Origin of the sequence: Photorhabdus sp. RM323S (genome assembly GCF_042879375.1) — a bacterium.
In the GTDB taxonomy this organism is placed as follows: Bacteria; Pseudomonadota; Gammaproteobacteria; order Enterobacterales; family Enterobacteriaceae; genus Photorhabdus; species Photorhabdus tasmaniensis.
Window position 1 is genome coordinate 1 of record NZ_JBHFKZ010000006.1, and the last position, 23,463, is coordinate 23,463.

The window sequence follows — 23,463 nt, forward strand, 5'->3', positions numbered from 1 at the left end:
TGCCAGTCTGGGGACAACGATTAATGGCGGCAGTTTTAAAGACAATTTCACCACGGCTTTGCTGTCTAATATTGGCAGCCAGATGAATGCGGAAGGGGCCAATCTGATTGGCAATAACGGCCAAATTCTTGGTGTGCCGGGTAAAGCGATTAGCCATGCTGCGGTATCCGCTCTGGCTGCCGAGATAGGTGGTGGCAATGCCAAAGGGGCGGCGGCGGGTGCGTTGGCAGCAGAACTGGCAGCAATCACGCTGGATAAAACGTTCAGCGACCCAATGAGCATTCAGGCTGGCGGTAAAATTATCGGCGGCGTGGCTGGTGCGATTGCGACTAATAGCGCAGAAGGTGCTAACAGTGGTGCTAGTGCCGGGGAAATCGTTATTGTCTATAATTCGCTGGCACACCTTCTGTCTGCGGCTGAGAAAGAAAGACGGGGTACAATCAAAGCTTACGAGGAGAAAAAGAGAGCCTTTTGTCAGCAGTCACCGGAGGCGTGTAAGCAAGCCGGAGAGATTATCAGCTTTGGTACTGACTTCGTGCCGGTTATCGGGGATATTAAAGGTTTTGTAGAGGCTGAGAGCGCATTAGATTATCTGGTAGCCGCGATAGCCATTATCCCCGGTGCAGGTGATGCCGCCGGAAAAACTATCAAAGCGGCAGAGAAAGCCTTACAAAAAAGCGACGTTGAGGAAGCTTCTAAGCTTATCAATAAGGCCAGTGATGAAATAGCCTCAGTATCACGCCCGGGTCACAGACAGTCAGAAATTGATGTGGGAAAAGATTTGGGGGATGGCTGGAATGGTCAGGTAACATTTAAAGAGGGTAAGGAAGTCCCCTATGGCACTAAAGGCAGCGTTCGCCCAGACTGGTGTCAGGGTAATGTTTGCAGTGTTGAAGTGAAAAACTATAACATTGCAACGAATAAAAATGGCCTGATTAACAATGTTGCTAAACAGGCGATTGAACGGCAGAAGAATTTACCTGCGGGGATGAGACAGGAGGTTATTATTGATATTCGAGGGCAAATAGTAACAGCTAAACAACAAGCTGAAATCAGTCGGGGTATCGTTAAAAAATCAAACGGTGCAATACACCCTTCATTAATCAGGTTTAAAGCGGAATGAGGCATATAGGATTTAGTGGAGGAGCTCTTATAGTAGAGCTAGGTACAGTCAATGATGTAGCATTGTTTTTTGAATGTTTGAAACTCTTTGTTGAATGGAAATATCCAAAACAAAATTGGCATCTTTTGACAGATAGACTCTACAAACGCTATTTACGTCTAGAAGACGTAGAAGTTGCTAAAGAGCAGATGATGCAAGTAAGGCGGCTATTTATGGAACTGCCAAGTTCAGTTATTGAATGGGATCAGACTATTCTAGTCGATCCTGAAAAGAGTAAGTTGAATTCTAAATTACTAATGCTTTCGGATGTATTCTCACGTTTTTTTAGTGCATTTTTAGAATGTCTTGAGTCTGCGGAAGTTATGTATGAAGAATTTAAATCTTATCCTGGCTACCAATATGAGCCGTTAAAGGTGGTTATTACAGATATGCCTTTATATTTCAACGATAAACATCGGCCTTTAGAACAATACGATACTTTAAGCCCAGATGATCCGCCATTCTGGTTACGTTAAAAAAGATCCCGGCCCGTGTGAACTGACCTCATAAAGTTGGATAGGTTACATTTAGCAACTAATCATACCTGAGTCCAGAACTACCGGACTCAGGCCATTTAACCTTGGACGCATTGGCCGCAGAACTGGCGGCGCTAACAGTAGTGCTAATACCGAGGAAATCGTTATTGTCTATAATTCGCTGGCACACCTTCTGTCCGCAGCAGAGAAAGAAAAACTGGGTACAATCAAAGCTTACGAGGAGAAAAAGAGAGCCTTTTGTCAGCAGTCACCGGAGGCGTGTAAGCAAGCCGGAGAGATTATCAGTTTTGGTACTGACTTCGTGCCTGTTATCGGTGATATTAAAGGCTTTGTAGAGGCTGAGAGCGCATTAAATTATCTTATAGGTAACAACGCAGATAAAACAATCCTAGGAGTTTTTGCTGGACAGGGCCCTAATGGAACAAGAGGTGATGTGTTCTTCAAAATAAAGGGGAATGATGCTGTTACTAAACCAGACGGAACTTTTATTACTATCCTAAAAGATGGGGTTAATAATACTTCTGTCAAAAACGCCCTAAAAGGAGAATCTCGTTGAATATTATATCTAAAGAATCCCATGATTGGGGAATAGGCATTATTGGCAACCGTCTTAAATCTGTTCAGGGATTAGTCTATATGCTGCATGTAGAGGATATAGAGTATCCTCAAGAATTATTTTTCGAATTTGAAGGGGCGGGTATATCAAGGAAGATATCTTGCGGTCAAGACGGCTCATCACTAGTTGTATGCAATAAGCCGATGATCGATGGTGACTTAGGTGAATACGGGAAACAAATAATTAAGGATATATCCCAACATTCAACATTCAACATTCAACATTCAACATTCAACATTCAATATTCAATATTCAATGGATTGATAGGCCAGAAATTATCTTGTTTTAATACTATTTACTCTGAAATTGAGCAATGTGTCATTGGCTTTAGTTTTATTTTTTATAATTATGGTCAGATTAGCTTGCTTAATTTGGGAGATGAAATATATATATAACGATATTCCAGAATGTATTTTTTTGAGGAGAAAATCACCTTAGTAAAAATAGTAAATCTAGGCAGCTAATGATACCTGAGTCTGGAGCTCCACTGGACTCAGGCTATTTAACGTTGACCTGATTCTTTCATGGTTGTCATCGTGGATATGCTCATAATTCCATCGCAAGCTCAAGAATAAGCACAGCCATTAATGGCAGCAGTGGCGGGTTTTAAACTGTTATTAAAAACCTTTTTTCAACCTCTGGTTTTAACTTGTATAATAAAGTTTTATCCGTTGTTTTTACTGCTTTTAACTCTTGGTTTTTATTAAGTTTAATCATCATGGTACATTGTATTTTACGTTTAACCCATTCGCTTTTTATCTTTACTGGCGTTGTTTTACTGGCAAGTATGAAAAGTTTTTATCAGTCTTTTATCTTCATAAATCAATCCGTAAATAACCTGATGGTATAAAGATACCCTGTTATGTCTTTTCGGATAATATTCTTTTTCTCGCTGATTTATTTTAAGTTTTCTGTTAATGGTTAATGTCATTTAAAAAACTGCACCTATAGTTAAATCCGTCTTTTATATAAAAGCTTTAATCCAGCTGTTTTCGTGGTTTTAAATAGTCATGACAGGACAGGGAATAAACCGTTTTTAGTTACTCTGCACCTTTTCAAAATCTGGCATTAATGGATGCCTGCTTTTTATCCTCAGTTAACGGATCACCGAAAAAACAGCTTACCGCTCGACATCTATTTAAATGGTGTTTAAATAAATCGGTAAAATCATTTTATAATGGGCAGGTTTTAAACTGTTATTAAAAATCCTTTTTCAACCTCTGGTTTTAACTTGTATAATAAAGTTTTATCCGTTGTTTTTACTGCTTTTAACCCTTGGTTTTTATTAAATTTAATCATCATGGTACATTGTATTTTACGTTTAACCAATTCGCTTTTTATCTTTACTGGCGTTGTTTTATTTGCAAGTATGAAAAGTTTTTATCAGTCTTTTATCTTCATAAATCAATCCGTAAATAGCCTGGTGGTATAAAGATACCCTGTTATGTTTTTTCGGATAATATTCTTTTTCTCGCTGATTTATTTTAGGTTTTCTGTTAATGGTTAATGTCATTTAAAAAACTGCACTTATAGTTAAATCCGTCTTTTATATAAAAGCTTTAATACATCTGTTTTCGTGCTTTTAAATGGTATTCTGCACCTTTTCAAAATCTGGCATTAATGGATACCTGTTTTTTATCCTCAGTTAACGGATCACCGAAAAAAAACAGCTTACCGATCGACATCTATTTAAATAGTGTTTAAATAAATCGGTAAAATCATTTAATAACCGCCGCCGAAAAACACGGGGTGGGAAAACACCTTTACTGATTAAAAATTTTACCTGTTTTTCCGTTAAATCCTGCGGGCTTGCCAAAAAGCTTTTCTCCAGTAAACGTTATTCATGGATGAGCGGGTTACACCTTTATGGGTTGATGCATGAATAAATTCATTATTGGCATCATAAATACCAACATGTAACCCATGTTCACCACTGCCTGTTTTGAAAAAAACTAAATCACCCGGCATTAAATCATCTTTATCAATGCGGGTTCCTAACCCTACTTGCCCACGGGTAGTACGAGGTAATTGAATATCAAACCGGTCACTGAATGTACGGTAAACAAAACCAGAGCAATCGACTCCCCTACGATCTATCCCACCATAATGATAGGGTGTACCGTACCATTGATTAAGCTGCTCTTTAAGTTGAGCAATCACCATGATGGGATCAGAAAGCGCCGTTTTTAACGCAGGTGCCTGAGTTCTGGGGGTATGGCTGGAACAACCAATGAGTAACAGGCTGAGTAACAACAACAGCTCTTTTATTCTTATTGTCATCAACCTCACCTCACAGAACCCGCAAAATACGCTAACTCTATCCAGACCCCAATCAAAAAACAAGGCTGTCTTTCAAGCAGAAGAGCTAAGTATTTATTTGGTTATCCGTTCTGGACGGCTAATCAACCAGACACCAAATAAAATGAAAATTACACCTGCTGTTCTCAACAAGGTGACTGTTTCATTAAACCAGGGCAATATAGCCGCCATGAAATAAACAAATACATAACTCAGGCTTATTAATGGATAAGCTTTATTTAATGGCAAATATTTCAGTGTAAATAACCAACATAGCATAGATAACAGATACCCAGCCAGACCAGCCATTATCGTCACGAGAGAATTACGATTATCCCATAACCACTCAAGATCAAACCAATGCAAGCCAAGGTTCAATGCCGGCAAATTTACAACGCCCCATTTCAGTAATAGCTGTGCTATTGTCACCAATAATACGCTGGCTAATCCCCAAATATAACCTTTCATTCATTCAGGCTCATCAACAAAATCCCCAACATAATACAAGCAACCCCACTCCAATGTTTTCTGCCTACTTTTTCCTGATAGAGAAATTTCCCCGCTAAAGTGACCATAATAAAATTGATACTCAACATGGGATAAGCTATTCCCAACGGCAATATCTGTAACAAACGCAGCCAAAATAACATCCCAGCAGCTAACAGAATCACCGCCCCTACCAACCATTTCAGCGCTAATGCTTTCTTGTTACCAGCATCATTCTGCCAGCATATCACAGCCTGTTTCTGACATAGCTGACCAGCACAGGTCATCAGGCTGACCAGCAACAGCAAAGCAAAACTTATCATGGGCGTTTCTCATAGACCATAATAACGAAGCGGTAATTACGGCTGACTTGATCTGCTTTTGGTAAGTCAGGTAATTCTTCATTTTTATACAAATGAAAAAGTACTGATACCCGGCCTTCTTTACGGGCTTTTTCCAGCCATTGCGGAAAATCTTTATCGTTAATATGCCGGTATCGGCTATCCGGATAATTCAAACCGTATTCCAGTTCACCAAAACGCTCAAGCATATAAATATCACTGCGTTTCATCTCCCATGCAGCACTGGTCGCAAGGCCAACACTTTCCGATACAATATATCGACTGTCTGCAAGCTCCTGACGATGCAGGTTAATAAAACTCTGAGGCAATTTGGAGTTAATGATATTTTCAGGCAAAGCATTACCAATCGTCAGACTGACAACAATAGAGCAAAATGCCGCCCACAACCAGTATTTCCCATTCAGCATGAAACACAGATAGCCAATAATTGCCCAGATCCCAAAGGCAACAATCGCTAAGACCCATTTCGACCATTCTGATGGCTGGTATAAAGCATGTTTTGTCACGGCTTCCATAGCAAACAAAGCCATTACCGCCAACAGACCAATGAATACGTTAACCATTCCATTGATCTTCAATAACCTCATCTTGCCATTTTTTACACAATCTACACCCAATTTAGCCATCATCATTGCCAATGGTGCCATACAGGGCAAGATGTAAGTCGGCAGTTTTCCTTTTGCAATACTGAAAAATAATAATGGCACAGCAAACCAGCAAAGCAGAAAAAACATTTCAGGATGAGATTTTCTCTCTTTCCAGCCTTTAATCACAGCCCCAGGCAATAATCCAAGCCACGGGATCACCCCAAGGATCAGAATCGGTATGTAATACCAGAATGGTGCTATATGTTGGGCATCATCGGCTGAGAAACGCTTAATATGTTCAATCCAGAAGAAATAGTGCCAATAATCAGGCTCACGCAGAGCAACCGCAATGACCCACGGTAAACTAATTGCTATCGCAGAAATAATGGCAAGCGGACCAAAGCATATTATTTGCCGGAGCCGTTTCTGATAAATGACAATCGGCAACATAGCAATCACCGGAACGGCCAGGGCCAGAAACCCTTTCGTCATAAAGCCCATACCACAACATAAACCAAGCACCAAATATGCTATAACCCGCTGCCGGGTACAATCGGCTTTTAATGCCCAGAAACTGCACACCATGGCCGCTGTCATCCACAAAGAGAACATCGGATCAAGCACGCTATAAGTGCCAATCGCCAAAACCAGAAACATTGAGATATAAATCAAACTGGTGGCAAAAGCAATATGCCGGTCCTGCCACATCATCATAGCAAGCCGATATAATAAAATTGTACTGATGAAAATACAGAAAACGGATCCAAAACGGACAGCAAAGTTATTCTCACCAAAAATCCATTGGCTAATATTATTAATCCAATAACCCGCTACCGGCTTTTCAAAATAACGAATATCCAGTAAATACGGAACAATCCAATCTCCTCGTTGCAGCATTTCACGACTAATTTCTGCATAACGGGTTTCATCTGGCTGCCACAACAGACGGCCATTAAGGGGTAATAAATAGGTAAGGGCAAAAAAAAGAGCCATCAAAAAGGCCCCTACTTTACACGCCCGGTTATTTAACATAGATAAGTTAAACCTCTTGTTGACATCCTAACCACCCTTCTCTGCCGGGAAATTCGGAACGAACGATTCTTCCTACAGGAATTCGCTGTATATTTTCAGGCAGCAGATGACTCAATGCACAAAATTGTATGTTTTCCCGGTGAGCCATTTCCAGCAGAGCTGCAAATTCTGTGGATTTGGACATCCCTTCCACTTCCGTATGGATGGTATATACCGGAATTCCCTGGCTGTTTTTTATTTCATCAAGGATAAACCGGTTAAAATCTTCATCTTTGACCTGAATTCCTATCACTTCATCATAAGTTGGCAACGTCACCGGAATTTGCACAGTGCCAATAGTCCCATCAGGTAACATGGGCCTGAATGGATGCGTCCCCCGGCAATCACTGTTGTAATCAAAACCAAACCGCTGCTTTACCGCAAGTACGCGTTCATCCGCCCGCCAGCCAGCAACAGCGGAACACGTTACCCGTTGGCCGGTCGCCTGTACCAAAGCCTCCACTCCTAGTTTAACCTGCTCGGTTAACTGAGCCTCAGACCAGCGGCCAACTTTCGCCTGCCAGCCCTGATGATCCCATGCATGCAAACCAACTTCATGGCCTGCATCCAACGTTTGCTTCATCAGATAGCCTAAGTCCCTGGCTATCTTCTTACCCGGCCATGCAGTACCCGCCAGTAAGATATCAAGACCATACAAAGATGCCGCATTTGATCTCAACATTTTCCATAAGAATTTCGGCCGTAAAAGACGCCATAAATGACGTCCCATATTATCCGGCCCGACACTAAAGAAAAAACTGGCCTGAATCTGATGCTTTGCCAAGATGTTAAGCAACCGCGGTACCCCTTCAAAGGTTCCCCGATAGGTGTCCACATCAATTCTCAAGCCAACTTGTTTCATGCGTTTTTCCCTAATTCTTCCACTTCACCACGCAGGAAGAAATCCAATGTTTCATTGATCGTCTGTTTCATTTCAATGGTTGGTTTCCAACCCAGCAGCCGTTGCGCATTTTTAATGCTGGGCTTACGGTGTTCAACATCCTGATAGCCTTTACCGTAGTAACTTCCGCTTTCAATCTTTTTGAATCCGGCAAACGGCGGAAAATGACCTCTCAACTCATGATTCTCAAAACTATCAAGTAACATTTCTGCTAACTGGCGAATACTGGCTTCGTTAGTCGGATTACCAATATTGACAATTTGACCGTCACACAACCCACCACGGTTTTCAATAATCCGGAATAGCGCTTCAATACCATCATTAATATCAGTAAAACAGCGTTTCTGTTCTCCACCATCCACCAGCTTGATCGGTGAGCCTTCAACTAAGTTCAATATCAGTTGTGTGATCGCTCTGGAACTGCCAATACGCGCAGAGTTCAGGTTATCCAAACGTGGCCCCATCCAATTAAATGGACGAAACAGCGTGAATTTAAGTCCTTCTTTCTCACCATATGCCCAGATAACTCGATCCAATAATTGTTTGGATACAGAATAGATCCAGCGCTGTTTGTTAATCGGACCAACAATCAGACGAGAGTCATCTTCGTCAAACTCTTTATCATCACACATGCCGTAAACTTCTGATGTGGATGGGAAAATAATCCGTTTATTGTATTTAACACAATAACGAACAATCTTTAGATTCTCTTCGAAATCCAGTTCAAATACGCGCAGTGGGTTACGGGTATATTCAATCGGGGTTGCAATAGCCACCAACGGCAGAACCACATCACACTTCTTGATGTGATACTCGATCCATTCAGTATGGATGTTGACATCACCTTCAATGAAGTGAAAACGTGGGTTACCAATGAAGCGCTCAATGGCAGAAGAACCGATATCCATACCGTAGATATCATAGTTGCCATCACGCAACAGGCGCTCTGTCAGATGATTACCGATAAAACCATTCACACCCAGAATTAATACACGCTTACGGTGGCTAATTTGAGAGGTTGACTTTGGGCCGACACGGATATCAGTCACAATGCTCATCTCTGCCGCCAGACGCGTCCCCTGAACATACAGACCGGATTCATTCTGCCCACTCATAATTTCCAGCGCACCCTGACCACAGGCAATCATCAGCGGAGCCACAGATAATATAGTGCCTGGCTGTTTGTTATGCGCTTTATTCAGCACGGAAGCCCGCCAGATAGTCATCTTGCGCTCACCCAGGAAAGTAAATGCCCCAGGATAAGGTTCCGTCACAGCCCTTATCAGGTTGTTAATTTCCGTAGCTGATTTGTTCCAATTAATTTCGCCATCAGCAGCAGTACGGCGACCAAAGTAAGTTGCCTGCTTCTCATCCTGCGGGGTTGCAGTGTAAGTTCCTGCCTTGATCTGAGGTAATACTTGATCAAGCAGTTTTTCCGCGGCTTCACGAATTTTACCGTGCAAAATCAGCGAAGTATCTGTTTCTGCAATAGCAACTTTATGTTGAGCAACAATATCCCCTGCATCAGGTTTCAATACCATTTTATGCAGGGTGACCCCCGTTTCTGTTTCACCCTGCAAAATCGCCCAGTTAATGGGGGCACGACCACGGTATTTTGGCAACAGAGAACCATGCAGATTAAATGCGCCTGCGCTCGCCAGCGATAAGATATCTTCGCTCAGCATGTTCCGGTAATAAAAAGAGAAAATCACATCAGGCTTCATTTCCCGGATACGCTCAATCCAAAGTGGATGGTTAACGTTCTCTGGTGCAAAAACCGGCAGCGCTAAATCTGCACTCAAACGGGCAACAGAAGAGAAAAAATGGGTTTCAGTAGGATCATCTGTATGGGTAAATACCGCCTGAATATCAAAGCCAGCTTTAGTTAAGGCATTGATCCCGACACAACCGATATCATGATAGGCAAAGATAATTGCTTTCATTTAGTATTTTTCCTGGTTTTCTGGGTTATCGTTGGTCTTTTTATTTCCGACCACTTTTTGAATAAAATAACGTGGGCGTGCACGGACATCGTTATAAATACGGCCTATGTATTCACCTAATAAGCCCATTGCAACGAACTGTGCGCCAATAAACATGAAAAGGATGGCAAACAGGGTAAACACCCCGTCCGCAGCCCAAATAGAACCGAAAATCAGACGTAAGGTCATCAGCAGCACCGCCAGTAAAAAACCTGAAACTGCAATGACACTCCCGACTACGCTCAATAAACGCAATGGGGCGGTTGTCAGACAAGTAAGCAGGTCATACATCAGGTTAATCAGCTTCATGAAGTTGTATTTGGAATCACCAAATTCACGCTCTGCATGGGCAACATCAATCTCTATCGTTTTACGGGCGAACGTGTTTGCCAGAATAGGAATGAAGGTGCTACGCTCATGGCACTGCAACATAGCTTCAATAATGTGACGGCGATAGGCGCGAAGCATACAGCCATAATCCCCCATAGAACGCCCTGTTGCCTTAGTAATCATCGCGTTGATGATTTTTGAAGCTGTTTTACGAAACAGGGAATCCTGCCGGTTAGCCCGGCGGGTACCCACAACGTCATAACCCTGTTCAGCGGTTTTAACCAGACGGGGGATCTCTTCCGGTGGATTTTGTAAATCTGCATCAAGCGTAATAACCAGATCGCCATTGACCTGATTAAAACCCGCCATGATTGCTGAATGCTGGCCGTAATTACGATTAAGCAGAATTGCAATAATATGATTTTCAGGTTGTTCCGCTGCCTGAATCAGAATTTCCGCAGATTTATCACTACTGCCATCATCAACGAGAATAAGCTCATATTCCTGAGTCAATTGTTCACAAGCTGCCAAGGTTCTTTCCAGTAAAAGAGGTAAACTTTCTTCTTCGTTATAAACTGGAATAACAACAGACACTTTCTTAATTTGTTCAAAGGACACTTATCTGCACTCCGAAATAATTTCTTGTAAAGCATTAATTACACGATCCACATCGTCATCACTCATATCAGGGAAAAGCGGTAATGAACAAAGCGTTGCTGAATTCCATTCTGATTCAGGCAGCGACAATTGCGGGTAACGTTCCCGATAGTATTTTTGCGTATGTGCGGCTCTGAAATGCAAACCTGTGCCGATATTTTTTTCTTTTAGACGCTCCATTAATGTGTCGCGGTCAATACCACAGATTTCCTTATTAATCCGCACCATAAACAGGTGATGTGCATGTAAATGTTCATAATCAGGTACACTTAACATCTGCAACGGCAAATTTTTTAATGCCACTGAATAACGGGCTACAATTTGCCGACGGCGAGCATTCATTGATTCCAATTTATTTAATTGCACAACAGCAATGGCAGCATGAATATCAGATAAATTATATTTGTAACCTGGTTCTACAACTTCCGCCTGCGGTTTCCTGCCCTGAATTTGACGATCAAAAGCATCAACACCCAATCCATGAAACTTTAGACATCGGATCCGTTCAGCAAGTTCATTATTATCAGTAACAATTAAACCACCTTCCGCACAGGTGACATTTTTTATGGCATGAAAAGAGAAAATAGCTGTACCATGCTCACCAACCCACTCATTTTTATAACGAGTCCCTATTGCATGAGCTGCGTCTTCAATTAACGGAATACCGGCATCTTGAGCAATGACACGCAGTGCATCCAAATCACAGGGAGCCCCAGCATAATGAACAGGAATAATCGCTTTGGTTCTGGACGTCATTGCTTCTTTTACGGTTTCTGCTTCGACCATTAAGGTATTGCGATCGACATCAATCATGATCGGCTCGGCACCAAGCAGACTGATCATATTTATTGTGGAAACCCAAGTTTGAGACGGCGTAATAACTTCGTCACCGGGGCCAATGCCCAACGCCATTAATGTCAGATGCATACCTGCCGTTGCAGAGGCTAAGGCAACCGCATGTTTACAACCAAACATACGGCAAAAGTCCTGTTCCAATTGATGATTTTGCGGGCCTGTTGTAATCCAGCCCGAACGAAGAACTTTCTCTACCGCCTGAATTTCTTCATCACCTATGGCAGGACGGGAAAATGGCAGAAAACGATCCATAAAAAACAGTCCAATTCATTCATAATATGATGACATATTAGATGACTATATTTTAACGAATCATCAACGCAGGTATGATTTAGTAAATTAAGTGAAAATTACAATAGGTTTAACCTGAGGTTTGCTTAAAAAGAGAACTAAGTGCCTGAGGCACGATCAAAGTTTTTGTCAAAGAAAACAAAATCGTGGAGATCCTCAGGCATGTTTAATTTAGAAAAACTTTACTGCTGCGTCGATGACTTTTGCCAACAATTTATTCCTCTCTGGCATCAACAGTTAATTGAACATGGTTTGCTCAAACCTCGCCGCGAAGCTTCCCTTTCTCTCAGTGAAGTGATGACGCTCCTCATTTTATTCCACATGAGCCATTATCGTGATTTTAAAACGTTTTATATTCAGCATGTTAAATACTATCTTAAGGCCGATTTTCCCCGGCTGGTCAGCTACACCCGGATGTTAACCTTGAAGCAAAGGACGCTCATTCCTCTCTGTGCTTTTCTTTCATCACGCAAGGCTGAAACCCAGGGGATCGCTTTTATTGATTCAACCAAAATTGCCGTTTGCCACAATCTCCGTATTCCTCATCATCGCGTATTTCAGGGCGTCGCACAGCGAGGGAACCAGTACAGGCTGGTTTTATGGCTTTAAACTTCATCGGGTTATCAATGATTGTAGTGAACTTTTGGCGGTTAAGCTGACCTCAGGAAATAAAGATGATCGTCATCCCGTCAAAACGCGGGTCCAAGGGTTAACAGGGTGTTTGTATGGCGATAAAGGGTATTTGTCACAGGCCCTGTGCGATGAACTGGAAGCAGAAGGAATAACGTTAATCACTCATGTCCGTAGTAACATGAAGGCAAAAGCGTTATCTCTCTGGGATAAGCTGATGTTAAGAAGGCGATTTCTGATAGAAACGATCGTGGATCAGCTCAAAAATATTTCTCAGATAGCGCATTCAAGACACCGCAGTCAGCTCGGTTTTTTATTGGAAATCGTCGCTGGCCTAATTGCTTATACATTCCAACCTAAAAAACCGAGCTTGAATTTACGGGATTGTGATATCGCTATTTTTAAACGAAGCTGAGGTTAAATTAAGTGAAAATTACAATAAGTTTACTCTGACTGAACTATGATCAAGGCAAAAAAACTCGCCAATATTTATGCCTTTTCTCTGATACGCATTTGATATCAGCCGCAAAAACGCAGGAAAGCGTATTTTCTTTCATTACCTCATCCGGTTTTCCATCCGCAACCAATAGGCCATTGGCAAGCAACCAGATCCGATCAGCTTTATCATAACTGTGATTAAGATCATGACCACTCATGATTACGGTTCCACCGAGTGCACAGAATTTCTTTACCAATAGATCAAGCGCTGCTACCTGAGTGATATCAAGGTTATTTGCAGGCTCATCCAAGAGTAATAATGTGCCTTTCGAATTAATTGATGGCCAGACCTGTAAAAAAACCCCGGTTAACCGCACCCTTTGCCATTCACCACCAGATAAGTTTCCTACCGGTGTCTCCAGCAGCCTTCCCAATTTAAAATAAGAACAGAGTTCTGACAGCACATCGTCACAATTAACCCGGTGGTGCATCAAGTGCAGTTGCAGATATTGAAAAACCGGCATTATTGGTACAGAAGAAATTTGCTGACTAAGCCATGCTCTGTGCCGCGCTAATTCACCGTGACTGTATTGACTCAGGCATTTTTGTTGCAAATCAATTTCACCACTACACGGCAGAATACCTGCTATACAGGCCAATAACGTACTTTTCCCTGAACCATTCGGCCCAATGAGATGGATTTGTTCACCTTGTTGTACTGAGGCTGTCAGCGGCATTAATCGGTTTTGTACTGAAACTTGGTGGAGAGTCATCAACTGGCTGGTGATTTGCACATCATTCACTTTTTTAACTCCAGTCTCTGACTTTTAACAATAACCAGATGAATACCGGTGCTCCCAATGTTGCAGTCACAACACCAATCGGTACTTCTGCATTCGTCAGGCTAAGGCGAGAAAGTAAATCAGCCAGCAATAATCCATAGCCGCCAGCCAGAACACATGCAGGCAGTAATGTTTTATAATCTGTCAAACCACACAAACGCAAAATATGTGGGATCACCAAACCAATAAAGCTGATGGTTCCGGCAAGTGCAACACTTAACCCCACCAGCAATCCAATCGCGCATACAAATAGATTACGCCAGCGATAAAGTGAAATACCTAACTGTTGAGATGTTGTTTCTCCCAGTGAAAGAAAATTAAGTACTTTTCCTTGACTACTCAACCAAATGATTACAGGAAATAAAGCAACCACCAACCATTGCTGTCGCCAGTCTATCCCACTGAAACTGCCCATCATCCAGTACATTAGCTGGCGTAAGTCCAGACTGGTGCTCAAATAAACCATCCATGTCATCAATGCACCAGAGACGACACCGAAAGCGACACCCACCAATAACAAACGGGCATTATTCAGATGACGCTTTCTTGAAAAGGTCAGTAATATCATGGTGACAGTGAGCGCGCCCAGTACAGCGCCAATGCTCAATAACCAGAATGGCGTAATACCGTGAAACATCAGCACCAAAAACACAACCACCACGCTAGCACCATTACTGATCCCCAATAATCCCGGTTCAGCCAGCGGGTTTTCAAACAGAGCCTGCATCACCGCACCCGCCACAGTCAGGCTTGCACCTACCGCAACGACAGCCAGAACACGAGGAAAACGCAACTGCCACACAAACAATTGACCCGTTTCAGAAAACCATTTATCAGGCCATATCCAATTTTCCCCAGCACAAAGTGAGAGAAAAAAAACAAATAAAAATAAACAAGTTAGAATTGTCAGAAAGCGATAATCACGCCTTTTCTGACGAGTCACTAATTCAGCAATGGAATAGGTGGGTTGCATTGGGAATCAGCTCATGAGAGAGGATCTTTAATAAGAAAAAGGCCGCTATTAATGCGGCCTTTTTGATTATTCCTTAGGTGTGGCTTTCTCAACCCGGCTTTTTAACTTCTGACCAGGACGGAATGTCACTACTCGGCGAGCGGTAATCGGAATATCTTCACCCGTCTTAGGATTACGTCCCGGACGTTGGTTTTTATCCCGTAAATCAAAGTTGCCAAATCCAGACAATTTTACCTGCTCACCATTCTCCAAAGAACGACGCACTTCTTCAAAGAATAATTCAACCAGATCTTTAGCATCACGCTTGCTAATTCCCAGTTTCTCAAACAGATTTTCTGACATTTCAGCTTTAGTAAGCGCCATAGGTTCAGTCCCTCAAGGATGCTTGGAATCGCTGTTTCAGTACTGCAACACATCTATTGACAGTTGCAGCAATCTCTTCTTCTTCCAGTGTACGTGCGGTATCCTGCAAGATAAAACTTATAGCAAGGCTCTTATGACCCTCAGCTATACCTTTACCACAATACACGTCAAACAAGTTTATGCCAACTATATGATTTACGCCAACTTTCTTGCATTCTGCCAAAACATCCTCTACAGCAACGTTTTCAGGCACCACAATGGCGATATCACGACGGTTTGACGGGAAACGTGAAATCTCTTTCGCGTCAGGAACCACGCGGCCTGACAGCTTATTCCAGAGTATTTCAAATACCACGGTACGACCATTTAAATCAAGTTTACGCTCTAATTCCGGATGGATAACACCAATGTATCCGATGTATTCATTTTCCAGATAAATCCCGGCACCTTGACCTGGGTGCAACGCCGGATTTACATCTGCTCTAAAAGAAATCTTAGATAATTTTCCCGTTAATTCCAGAACAGCTTCCAAATCGCCTTTCATATCGAAGAAATCGATAGATTGTTTTTCTAGTGACCAATGCTCTTCAAAACGATTGCCGGTAATGACACCACCTAACATCAGCTCCTGGCGAATACCCTGCCCCGCATTTTCATCAGGAACAAAACGCAAGCCGGTTTCAAACAAACGTACACGGTTTTGCTGGCGATTCTGGTTATACACCACGGTTGTCAGCAAACCCGTCAGCAAAGATAAACGCATTGCAGACATGTCCGCTGAAATTGGGTTAGGCAGCATCAATGACTGTTGCTGTGGATGCAACAATGCCTGAATTTTGGGATCAACAAAGCTGTAGGTAATCGCTTCCTGATAACCTCTGTCAACCAGCATGGTTTTAACGCGTTTCAGGGAAAGATCCACTTCACGGTGTTTTTTCATGATGAGGTCTGCACGCATCGGTACATCCGGAATATTGTTGTAACCGTAAATACGGGCAACGTCTTCCACCAGATCTTCTTCAATTTCCATATCAAAACGCCAGCTTGGCGCAATCGCCTGCCAGCAGTTTTCCTGAACAGTGACTTTGCAACCTAAACGGGTCAAGATATCACCAACCTGTTCATCAGGCACACAGTGACCAATCAAACGATCCAATTTTTCACGGCGCAGCGTGATTGTCGCAGGTTTTGGTAATTGAGATCCATCAGTAATATCAATGACCGGACCGGCTTCACCACCACAAATATCAATCAGTAGTTGAGTTGCTCTCTCTATTGCCTGGTGTTGTAACTGAGGATCAACACCGCGCTCATAGCGGTGAGAAGCGTCGGTATGTAAACCATAACGACGAGCACGACCCGCAATCGCCAAAGGTGCAAAAAACGCGCACTCAAGTAAAATATTTTGCGTTTCTTCATTCACACCTGAATGTTCACCACCAAAAATACCCGCCATTGCAATGGCTTGTTTTTCATCAGAAATAACAAGAGTATCAGCAGAAAGCGTGGCTTCTGTACCATCCAGCAAAATCAGTTTTTCATCCTGTTTCGCCATACGCACAGTGATTGAACCATTTAAACGTTCTAAATCAAACGCATGCAATGGTTGGCCTAATTCAAGCAACACATAGTTAGTCACATCGACAATCGGGTCGATAGAACGAACACCACCACGCCGCAGTTTTTCACGCATCCACAATGGGGTTGTCGCTTTCACATTGATTTTTTCGATTACCCGCCCCAGGTAACGAGGGCAAGCTTCTGTTGCTTCAACATGAATAGGAAAAACAGCATCTGTTGTTGGCTTTATTGCCTCAATTTGCGGTGCAGATAATGGCATTTTATTAGCGACTGCCACATCACGTGCAACCCCCATAATACTCAGGCAATCAGCACGGTTAGGTGTAATACTGATCTCGATAACTTTATCATCCAGTTTCAGATATTCACGCAGGTCAACACCTAAAGGCGCATCAGTTGGTAATTCAATAATACCGTCGTGATCTTCAGAAATACCCAGTTCAGAGAAAGAACACAACATTCCTTCCGAAGGCTCACCACGCAGTTTAGCCGCTTTGATTTTGAAATCACCTGGCAGTACAGCGCCTATTGTGGCGACTGCAACTTTTAACCCCAAGCGGCAGTTCGGGGCACCACAAACGATATCTAATAGGCGCTCACCCCCGACATTCACTTTTGTTACTCGCAACTTATCCGCATTGGGATGCTGGCCACATTCAACAACTTCACCGATAACCACACCATGGAATTGACCAGCAACAGCCTCTGCGCCATCAACCTCCAGACCAACCATAGTGATTTGATCAGATAATTCTTCACTGCCAATGGCTGGGTTTACCCACTCGCGCAACCAGAGTTCACTGAATTTCATGAGATATTCCCGCCTTATTTAAACTGTTTGAGAAAACGCAAATCATTTTCGAAGAATGCACGCAAGTCAGTTACACCGTAACGTAACATTGTCAGGCGCTCCACCCCCATGCCAAAAGCAAAACCAGAATAAATTTCAGGATCAAGGCCAACATTATTCAGCACATTAGGATGAACCATACCGCAACCCAACACTTCCAGCCATTTGCCGTTTTTACCCATTACGTCAACTTCCGCCGAAGGTTCTGTAAATGGAAAGTAAGAAGGACGGAAACGAACCTGCAAGTCTTCTTCAAAGAAATTAGTCAGGAAATCGTGCAATGTCCCTTTCAGGTTAGTAAAACTGATGCCACGATCAATAATCAAACCTTCCACCTGATGGAACATGGGCGTATGTGTCTGGTCGTAGTCATTACGATATACACGGCCAGGTGCAATGACACGGATTGGCGGCTGTTGGTTATGCATAGTCCGGACCTGAACGCCTGAAGTCTGAGTACGCAACAGACGTTTGGCATCAAACCAGAAAGTATCATGATCAGCGCGTGCAGGATGGTGGGCAGGAATATTCAATGCATCGAAATTGTGATAATCATCTTCAATTTCAGGGCCTGATTCTACAGAAAAACCTAATTCACCAAAGAAAGTTTCAATGCGCTCTATTGTACGGTTAACCGGGTGTAATCCACCATTTTCCATACGGCGACCAGGCAAAGATACATCAATCTTCTCTGCGGCTAAACGGAAGTTCAGAAGAGCCGTCTCCAGTTTTTCTTTACAGGCATTCAAAACTTCCTGGACTTCCTGCTTCGCCTGATTAATAACCGCCCCTGCGGCTGGACGTTCTTCGGCCGGCAGATCACGCAGCGATGACATTTGGAGAGTTAAATGGCCTTTTTTGCCTAAGTATTCAACACGCACCAAATCCAACGCAGCAACATCCTGGGCATCTTCTATGGCTGCTTTTGCATTTGCAACCAATTCAGCGAGATGTGGCATCGTTTTCCTCTTTCTTCGGCCTAACGGCCTGCTAATAATGATCGTTAATGACTCTATAAACCTGCTTCTGTTTTTATGTGATAAAAACAAAAAAGCCTCCACAACGGAGGCTCAGGCGCTACTTTTCGTTTCTTTTCTTACGCGCAAAGCCCCCTGAATTTAGGCGCTAAAGTAAAAGAAGAAGCGAAAAAAAGCTAAAGGCATGATATTGGTTCTCTCGGAAAAAATATTTTTTCTGACAATGACGCTCTAGTAAGCCACATTTTTAAACAAAGCAAAAGAGGGAGCGTGCTCCCCCTCTCACTACTCTAACTTATGCCAGAGCGCTCTTCGCTTTTTCAACTAAAGCAGCAAATGCCACTTTGTCAAACACAGCGATGTCAGCTAGGATCTTACGGTCGATTTCAACAGAAGCCTTTTTCAGGCCATCAATGAAACGGCTGTAGGACAGACCATTCTGACGTGCAGCAGCGTTGATACGTGCAATCCACAGTTGACGGAACTGACGTTTACGCTGACGACGGTCACGGTAAGCGTACTGCCCTGCTTTGATTACTGCCTGGAAGGCAACACGGTAAACGCGCGAACGGGCACCATAGTAACCTTTCGCTTGCTTTAAAATTTTCTTGTGACGTGCACGGGCGACAACACCACGTTTTACGCGAGCCATATACTTCTCCTATCGTCTCTGAGTTCTAATCTAAAAATTGCTTATGCGTATGGCAGACAAGCAACAACCAGGCCCAGATCACCTTTGGAGACCATGCCTTTTGGACGTAAATGACGTTTACGCTTGGTTGATTTCTTAGTCAGAATGTGACGAAGGTTAGCGTGCTTACGCTTAAAACCACCACTTGCGGTTTTTTTAAAGCGTTTAGCGGCACCGCGTACTGTTTTAATCTTTGGCATTTTAATTTCCACTTCGCATTGTTAATTACAACGAATCAGTAAGGCGAATAAGCCCCAACCAGACGAGCCGACTGGAGCTTATTACTTGATTGCCCGACTATTTCTTCTTAGGAGCGAGCACCATTATCATCTGACGGCCTTCAATCTTCGATGGGAAGGATTCAACCACTGCCAGTTCATCCAGATCGTTGCGAATGCGGTTAAGCATTTCGACACCAATCTGTTGGTGCGCCATTTCACGCCCACGGAAACGCAGGGTGATTTTGGCTTTATCGCCATCTTCCAGAAAACGAATCAGGTTGCGTAGTTTGACCTGATAGTCGCCTTCATCTGTACCAGGACGGAATTTAATTTCCTTAACCTGAATAACCTTTTGTTTTTTCTTCTGTTCTTTGACTGACTTACTCTTCTCATAGAGGAACTTGCCGTAATCCATGATACGGCAAACTGGCGGCTCGGCATTCGGGCTGATTTCAACTAAATCAACGCCTGCTTCCTCAGCTTTTTCAAGAGCTTCTCTCAGACTGACGATGCCAATCTGTTCGCCATCTAAACCTGTTAAACGAACTTCAGAAGCGCGAATCTCTCCATTAATGCGATTAGGACGCGCCGTTTGAATTCTTTTTCCGCCTTTAATACTTTATTCCTCCAATTGATGAAGATTGCGACTGCGTATTTCTATCAGCAGTTTTTCGATGAACTCGTTAACATCAATGCTACCTAAATCCTTACCTCGGCGGGTCCGAACAGAAATTTTTCCTGATTCGACCTCTTTTTCACCACAAACAAGCATATAAGAAACACGACGCAGAGTGTGTTCACGGATTTTAAAACCAATCTTCTCGTTTCTCAAGTCTGCTTTTGCACGAATGCCAGCATCTTGAAGTTTTTTTGCTAATTCCTGTACATAATCAGCCTGGCTATCCGTGATATTCATCACAACTACCTGCTGCGGAGCAATCCATGTCGGGAAGAAACCCGCATATTCCTCAGTCAGGATGCCGATAAACCGTTCCAGTGAACCCAGAACCGCACGGTGAATCATTACAGGAACCTTACGTTCGTTGTTTTCACCTACATAGGACGCACTCAAACGGCCCGGTAGCGAAAAGTCAAGCTGCACAGTACCACATTGCCACGCACGATCCAAACAATCATGCAAAGTAAATTCAATTTTTGGTCCGTAGAAAGCGCCTTCACCTGGCTGATACTCAAACTGAACACCATTTTCTTGCAGCGCCGCAGCCAAAGCTTCTTCGGCCTGACTCCATTGTTCTTCAGTACCAATGCGTTTTTCCGGACGGGTTGACAGCTTAACCACGATTTTTTCAAAACCAAAAGTACTGTAAACGTCATACACCATCTTGATACAGCTGCTGACTTCCCGATGAATTTGCTCTTCTGTACAGAAGATATGAGCATCATCCTGAGTAAAGCCGCGAACACGCATCAAGCCATGTAATGCACCTGACGGTTCATTACGGTGGCAGCTACCGAACTCAGCCATACGCAAAGGCAAGTCACGATAAGATTTTAAACCCTGGTTAAAAATCTGAATGTGCCCTGGACAGTTCATTGGTTTAACGCAATATTCACGGTTCTCTGAAGAAGTGGTAAACATATGCTCACCATAGTTTTCCCAGTGACCTGTTTTTTCCCACATCACACGGTCCATCATAAATGGGCCTTTAACTTCCTGATATTGATATTCTTTCAGTTTAGTGCGCACGAAAGTTTCAAGTTCACGGAAAATAGTCCAGCCATCGTTATGCCAGAATGCCATACCCGGCGCTTCTTCCTGCATGTGGTACAGATCCAGCTGTTTACCAATTTTACGATGGTCACGTTTAGCGGCTTCTTCCAGACGTTGCAGATAAGTGTTGAGCTGTTTCTTATCAGCCCACGCAGTACCGTATATCCGTTGCAACATTTTATTGTTGCTGTCCCCACGCCAGTATGCCCCTGCCACTTTCTGCAATTTAAAATGATGACAGAAACGCATATTTGGCACATGTGGACCACGGCACATGTCAACATATTCTTCATGATGATAGAAACCAGGGCGATCATCACGACCAATGTTGTCATCCAAAATCTGTACTTTGTAATCCTCACCACGGGCAACGAACGTATCACGAGCTTCTTGCCAACTCACTTTTTTCTTGATGACGTCATAGTCTTTTTTGGCGAGCTCCAACATGCGTTTTTCAAGTAGCTCAATATCTTCCTGTGTCAGGGCACGGCCAAGATCGACATCATAGTAGAAACCATTATCAATAACCGGCCCGATAGCCATTTTAGTATCTGGCCATAATTGCTTAATCGCATGGCCCAACAGATGTGCGCATGAATGGCGGATAATTTCCAGCCCTTTCTCATCTTTACTGGTCATAATCGCCAGTCTTGCATCAGAATCGATTAATTCACAGGCATCCACCAATTCACCATTTATGCGGCCAGCAATACATGCTTTCGCTAAACCCGGACCAATATCACAGGCAACATCCATGACAGAAACGGCACGATCAAACTGACGTTGGCTACCGTCAGGAAGAGTAATAACAGGCATTTAAAATCCTTATCTACAGTGGTGACCCGCACGAAAGGTCACTTGAAGGAGTTCGATATTCAACTAAAATAACGATTCAAATTATTATCTAGTCAATCCATTAAAGTTTGGTACTAAGATTGGTACACGATGTAAAAAGTGACTGCCTTTGATACCGAAACATCGCGAAAATATACCACCAACAAACATTCAGGTCACGGCTATGTTTAATCACAAAATCAAAGGACATACAGCCTTAATAATCCACTGCATCAATAACACCATCATAGCAACAACGAAAAAGCACGATTTCTGCTCCTATTACAAAGCGGAATAGATATCGCCAGCTTGATATTGAAATCAATGCAAGTCTTGAAAAAATCTTATAGGAAACAGGCGTAAACAGTAATGGCGGTTCCCAGTTCTAACTGAATATAATCATAATCAAATATATATTTCAGAAAAACTCATTAGAAATGGAATAGCCATTATTGTCAGCTCTTTAATCTGCCATGGTCAATGAACGGTAAGCATTCTTCACTTTCCACAAATAACGTGGAGCCTGAGGTGCCGGATGATTATCCTTGACATGCTGATAAAACTCATCCGGTGTCATACGGTTTATTTTATTAACGGCTAACTGGCGGTCAACACTAAAAGTACGCAAGAGCGCACCTGCGCCATTGACGTAAGCAACGATAGTGGCATAGTAGAGCGTCTCCGGATTATCAATACCCGCCAGATGCTGCTCTTTTAGAAGACTAATATAAGCAGTACCAAGATCAATATTAGTTTTAGGATCTTTCAACTCACGAGTTGTCGGCTGACCAGAACGCCCCTTCTGTCGATACACATCCCGCCCGGCTGTTGATGCTTTAATTTGCATAAGGCCAATTGCATTCGATTTACTAACGGCATCGGGGCGAAAACCTGATTCAACTTGAATAATCGCCCTGATAAGCGTTTCATCAACACCGTACCGATTGGATGCCTGTTGAATAAATGTATCAAAAAGTGTCGGTGGGAAAGAAGAAAACCCAACTACATTAGCAGAGCTATTACTGAGCATACGTTGCTGACCTGGCTGTTTTCCGATATTGGTTTGCGGGGCATTTCTTCCAGCACAACCGACTAATAGCACAATCAGTGCCACAAAGCTGAGTCTTAATTTCACCCTTTTAATCCTCTGGATCAAATCTACTATAGCGCAGCATATACAATTTCGTTCACAACCCAAAAATATTTTACTTAACTTTTAACTCTATTCATGTTCAT

At 42.9% G+C, this 23,463-nt stretch carries 23 protein-coding genes, 1 pseudogene and 1 other annotated feature; of the genes and pseudogenes, 5 read left to right on the top strand and 19 right to left on the bottom strand.

Annotation, left to right across the window (positions count from 1 at the left end; all coding sequences use genetic code 11):
• The 4 genes from ACGF7G_RS04375 to ACGF7G_RS04390 all read left to right on the top strand — a co-directional run.
• Positions 1 to 1,123: DUF637 domain-containing protein (locus tag ACGF7G_RS04375; protein ID WP_387463783.1), on the top strand; the 1,123-nt coding region annotated here is incomplete at its 5' end.
• Positions 1,120 to 1,638, top strand: a complete 519-nt coding sequence (locus tag ACGF7G_RS04380) for a hypothetical protein (protein WP_387463784.1) — start codon at positions 1,120 to 1,122, stop codon at positions 1,636 to 1,638. The genes ACGF7G_RS04375 and ACGF7G_RS04380, both read left to right, overlap by 4 nt.
• Positions 1,639 to 1,960: 322 nt before the next feature.
• Positions 1,961 to 2,215 (top strand): hypothetical protein, encoded by a 255-nt coding sequence (locus tag ACGF7G_RS04385; protein ID WP_387463786.1) that lies wholly within the window; start codon positions 1,961 to 1,963, stop codon positions 2,213 to 2,215.
• Complete coding sequence (locus tag ACGF7G_RS04390) at positions 2,212 to 2,670, top strand: hypothetical protein (protein ID WP_387463788.1); 459 nt, start codon at positions 2,212 to 2,214, stop codon at positions 2,668 to 2,670. The genes ACGF7G_RS04385 and ACGF7G_RS04390 overlap by 4 nt, the downstream gene beginning before the upstream one ends.
• A gap of 1,399 nt (positions 2,671 to 4,069) precedes the next feature.
• On the opposite strand, the gene ACGF7G_RS04395 is transcribed toward ACGF7G_RS04390, so the two are convergent.
• From ACGF7G_RS04395 to arnB, 8 genes are all read right to left on the bottom strand, one after another.
• On the bottom strand, positions 4,070 to 4,555 hold the full coding sequence (locus ACGF7G_RS04395; RefSeq protein WP_387463789.1) for a C40 family peptidase: 486 nt from the start codon (positions 4,553 to 4,555) through the stop codon (positions 4,070 to 4,072).
• A gap of 93 nt (positions 4,556 to 4,648) precedes the next feature.
• Entirely contained in the window at positions 4,649 to 5,041 is a 393-nt protein-coding gene (gene arnF, locus ACGF7G_RS04400; RefSeq protein ID WP_133812791.1) for a 4-amino-4-deoxy-L-arabinose-phosphoundecaprenol flippase subunit ArnF, read from the bottom strand.
• Positions 5,038 to 5,382, bottom strand: a complete 345-nt coding sequence (gene arnE / locus ACGF7G_RS04405) for a 4-amino-4-deoxy-L-arabinose-phosphoundecaprenol flippase subunit ArnE (protein WP_133812790.1) — start codon at positions 5,380 to 5,382, stop codon at positions 5,038 to 5,040. The genes arnF and arnE overlap by 4 nt, the downstream gene beginning before the upstream one ends.
• A complete protein-coding gene (gene arnT, locus ACGF7G_RS04410) occupies positions 5,379 to 7,040 on the bottom strand; it encodes a lipid IV(A) 4-amino-4-deoxy-L-arabinosyltransferase (RefSeq protein WP_387463791.1) in 1,662 nt (553 codons plus the stop codon). The genes arnE and arnT overlap by 4 nt, the downstream gene beginning before the upstream one ends.
• Before the next feature lie 7 nt (positions 7,041 to 7,047).
• The gene (gene arnD / locus ACGF7G_RS04415) at positions 7,048 to 7,941 is read right to left on the bottom strand and encodes a 4-deoxy-4-formamido-L-arabinose-phosphoundecaprenol deformylase (RefSeq protein ID WP_133812788.1); all 894 of its coding nucleotides are present in this window, start codon (positions 7,939 to 7,941) and stop codon (positions 7,048 to 7,050) included.
• The gene (gene arnA / locus ACGF7G_RS04420) at positions 7,938 to 9,923 is read right to left on the bottom strand and encodes a bifunctional UDP-4-amino-4-deoxy-L-arabinose formyltransferase/UDP-glucuronic acid oxidase ArnA (RefSeq protein WP_387463793.1); all 1,986 of its coding nucleotides are present in this window, start codon (positions 9,921 to 9,923) and stop codon (positions 7,938 to 7,940) included. Before arnA ends, arnD begins: the two co-directional genes overlap by 4 nt.
• Entirely contained in the window at positions 9,924 to 10,910 is a 987-nt protein-coding gene (gene arnC / locus ACGF7G_RS04425; protein ID WP_387463794.1) for an undecaprenyl-phosphate 4-deoxy-4-formamido-L-arabinose transferase, read from the bottom strand.
• A complete protein-coding gene (gene arnB, locus ACGF7G_RS04430; RefSeq protein ID WP_387463796.1) occupies positions 10,911 to 12,056 on the bottom strand; it encodes a UDP-4-amino-4-deoxy-L-arabinose aminotransferase in 1,146 nt (381 codons plus the stop codon).
• Positions 12,057 to 12,257: 201 nt separating this feature from the next.
• Here arnB and ACGF7G_RS04435 point away from each other — a divergent pair.
• Positions 12,258 to 13,140, top strand: a pseudogene (locus ACGF7G_RS04435) (IS982 family transposase).
• A 49-nt stretch (positions 13,141 to 13,189) separates the two neighbouring features.
• Here the strand turns inward: ACGF7G_RS04435 and btuD are convergent.
• The 11 genes from btuD to ACGF7G_RS04490 form a co-directional block, all read right to left on the bottom strand.
• The gene (btuD, locus tag ACGF7G_RS04440) at positions 13,190 to 13,936 is read right to left on the bottom strand and encodes a vitamin B12 ABC transporter ATP-binding protein BtuD (protein WP_387463951.1); all 747 of its coding nucleotides are present in this window, start codon (positions 13,934 to 13,936) and stop codon (positions 13,190 to 13,192) included.
• 34 nt (positions 13,937 to 13,970) lie between these two features.
• Positions 13,971 to 14,978, bottom strand: coding sequence for a vitamin B12 ABC transporter permease BtuC (gene btuC / locus ACGF7G_RS04445; RefSeq protein ID WP_387463798.1), 1,008 nt, complete (start codon positions 14,976 to 14,978; stop codon positions 13,971 to 13,973).
• A 66-nt stretch (positions 14,979 to 15,044) separates the two neighbouring features.
• Positions 15,045 to 15,341 carry an integration host factor subunit alpha gene (gene ihfA / locus ACGF7G_RS04450; RefSeq protein ID WP_011146885.1) on the bottom strand — a complete coding sequence of 99 codons (297 nt, stop codon included), beginning with the start codon at positions 15,339 to 15,341 and terminating at the stop codon, positions 15,045 to 15,047.
• A gap of 4 nt (positions 15,342 to 15,345) precedes the next feature.
• Positions 15,346 to 17,733, bottom strand: coding sequence for a phenylalanine--tRNA ligase subunit beta (gene pheT, locus ACGF7G_RS04455; protein WP_387463799.1), 2,388 nt, complete (start codon positions 17,731 to 17,733; stop codon positions 15,346 to 15,348).
• Between the two features lie 14 nt (positions 17,734 to 17,747).
• Positions 17,748 to 18,731 carry a phenylalanine--tRNA ligase subunit alpha gene (gene pheS, locus ACGF7G_RS04460; RefSeq protein WP_387463800.1) on the bottom strand — a complete coding sequence of 328 codons (984 nt, stop codon included), beginning with the start codon at positions 18,729 to 18,731 and terminating at the stop codon, positions 17,748 to 17,750.
• An 85-nt stretch (positions 18,732 to 18,816) separates the two neighbouring features.
• Positions 18,817 to 18,941: a sequence feature (Phe leader region), on the bottom strand.
• On the bottom strand, positions 18,891 to 18,935 hold the full coding sequence (pheM, locus tag ACGF7G_RS04465; protein ID WP_133814189.1) for a pheST operon leader peptide PheM: 45 nt from the start codon (positions 18,933 to 18,935) through the stop codon (positions 18,891 to 18,893). (Overlaps the previous feature by 45 nt.)
• Before the next feature lie 103 nt (positions 18,942 to 19,044).
• Positions 19,045 to 19,401, bottom strand: coding sequence for a 50S ribosomal protein L20 (gene rplT / locus ACGF7G_RS04470; protein ID WP_021323015.1), 357 nt, complete (start codon positions 19,399 to 19,401; stop codon positions 19,045 to 19,047).
• A gap of 41 nt (positions 19,402 to 19,442) precedes the next feature.
• Complete coding sequence (gene rpmI, locus ACGF7G_RS04475) at positions 19,443 to 19,640, bottom strand: 50S ribosomal protein L35 (protein ID WP_006118955.1); 198 nt, start codon at positions 19,638 to 19,640, stop codon at positions 19,443 to 19,445.
• 97 nt (positions 19,641 to 19,737) lie between these two features.
• On the bottom strand, positions 19,738 to 20,277 hold the full coding sequence (gene infC / locus ACGF7G_RS04480) for a translation initiation factor IF-3 (RefSeq protein WP_133812780.1): 540 nt from the start codon (positions 20,275 to 20,277) through the stop codon (positions 19,738 to 19,740).
• Between the two features lie 3 nt (positions 20,278 to 20,280).
• Positions 20,281 to 22,209 carry a threonine--tRNA ligase gene (gene thrS / locus ACGF7G_RS04485; RefSeq protein WP_387463802.1) on the bottom strand — a complete coding sequence of 643 codons (1,929 nt, stop codon included), beginning with the start codon at positions 22,207 to 22,209 and terminating at the stop codon, positions 20,281 to 20,283.
• A gap of 481 nt (positions 22,210 to 22,690) precedes the next feature.
• Positions 22,691 to 23,362, bottom strand: a complete 672-nt coding sequence (locus ACGF7G_RS04490) for a transglycosylase SLT domain-containing protein (protein ID WP_387463804.1) — start codon at positions 23,360 to 23,362, stop codon at positions 22,691 to 22,693.
• Positions 23,363 to 23,463 lie beyond the last annotated feature (101 nt).

Coding starts and splice junctions, on each gene's coding strand:
- ACGF7G_RS04380 (WP_387463784.1), top strand. CDS start 1,120: ATGAGGCATATAGGATTTAGTGGAGGAGCTCTTATAGTAGAGCTAGGT.
- ACGF7G_RS04395 (WP_387463789.1), bottom strand. CDS start 4,555: ATGACAATAAGAATAAAAGAGCTGTTGTTGTTACTCAGCCTGTTACTC.
- arnF (WP_133812791.1), bottom strand. CDS start 5,041: ATGAAAGGTTATATTTGGGGATTAGCCAGCGTATTATTGGTGACAATA.
- arnE (WP_133812790.1), bottom strand. CDS start 5,382: ATGATAAGTTTTGCTTTGCTGTTGCTGGTCAGCCTGATGACCTGTGCT.
- arnT (WP_387463791.1), bottom strand. CDS start 7,040: ATGTTAAATAACCGGGCGTGTAAAGTAGGGGCCTTTTTGATGGCTCTT.
- arnD (WP_133812788.1), bottom strand. CDS start 7,941: ATGAAACAAGTTGGCTTGAGAATTGATGTGGACACCTATCGGGGAACC.
- arnA (WP_387463793.1), bottom strand. CDS start 9,923: ATGAAAGCAATTATCTTTGCCTATCATGATATCGGTTGTGTCGGGATC.
- arnB (WP_387463796.1), bottom strand. CDS start 12,056: ATGGATCGTTTTCTGCCATTTTCCCGTCCTGCCATAGGTGATGAAGAA.
- btuD (WP_387463951.1), bottom strand. CDS start 13,936: ATGACTCTCCACCAAGTTTCAGTACAAAACCGATTAATGCCGCTGACA.
- btuC (WP_387463798.1), bottom strand. CDS start 14,978: ATGCAACCCACCTATTCCATTGCTGAATTAGTGACTCGTCAGAAAAGG.
- ihfA (WP_011146885.1), bottom strand. CDS start 15,341: ATGGCGCTTACTAAAGCTGAAATGTCAGAAAATCTGTTTGAGAAACTG.
- pheT (WP_387463799.1), bottom strand. CDS start 17,733: ATGAAATTCAGTGAACTCTGGTTGCGCGAGTGGGTAAACCCAGCCATT.
- pheS (WP_387463800.1), bottom strand. CDS start 18,731: ATGCCACATCTCGCTGAATTGGTTGCAAATGCAAAAGCAGCCATAGAA.
- rplT (WP_021323015.1), bottom strand. CDS start 19,401: ATGGCTCGCGTAAAACGTGGTGTTGTCGCCCGTGCACGTCACAAGAAA.
- rpmI (WP_006118955.1), bottom strand. CDS start 19,640: ATGCCAAAGATTAAAACAGTACGCGGTGCCGCTAAACGCTTTAAAAAA.
- thrS (WP_387463802.1), bottom strand. CDS start 22,209: ATGCCTGTTATTACTCTTCCTGACGGTAGCCAACGTCAGTTTGATCGT.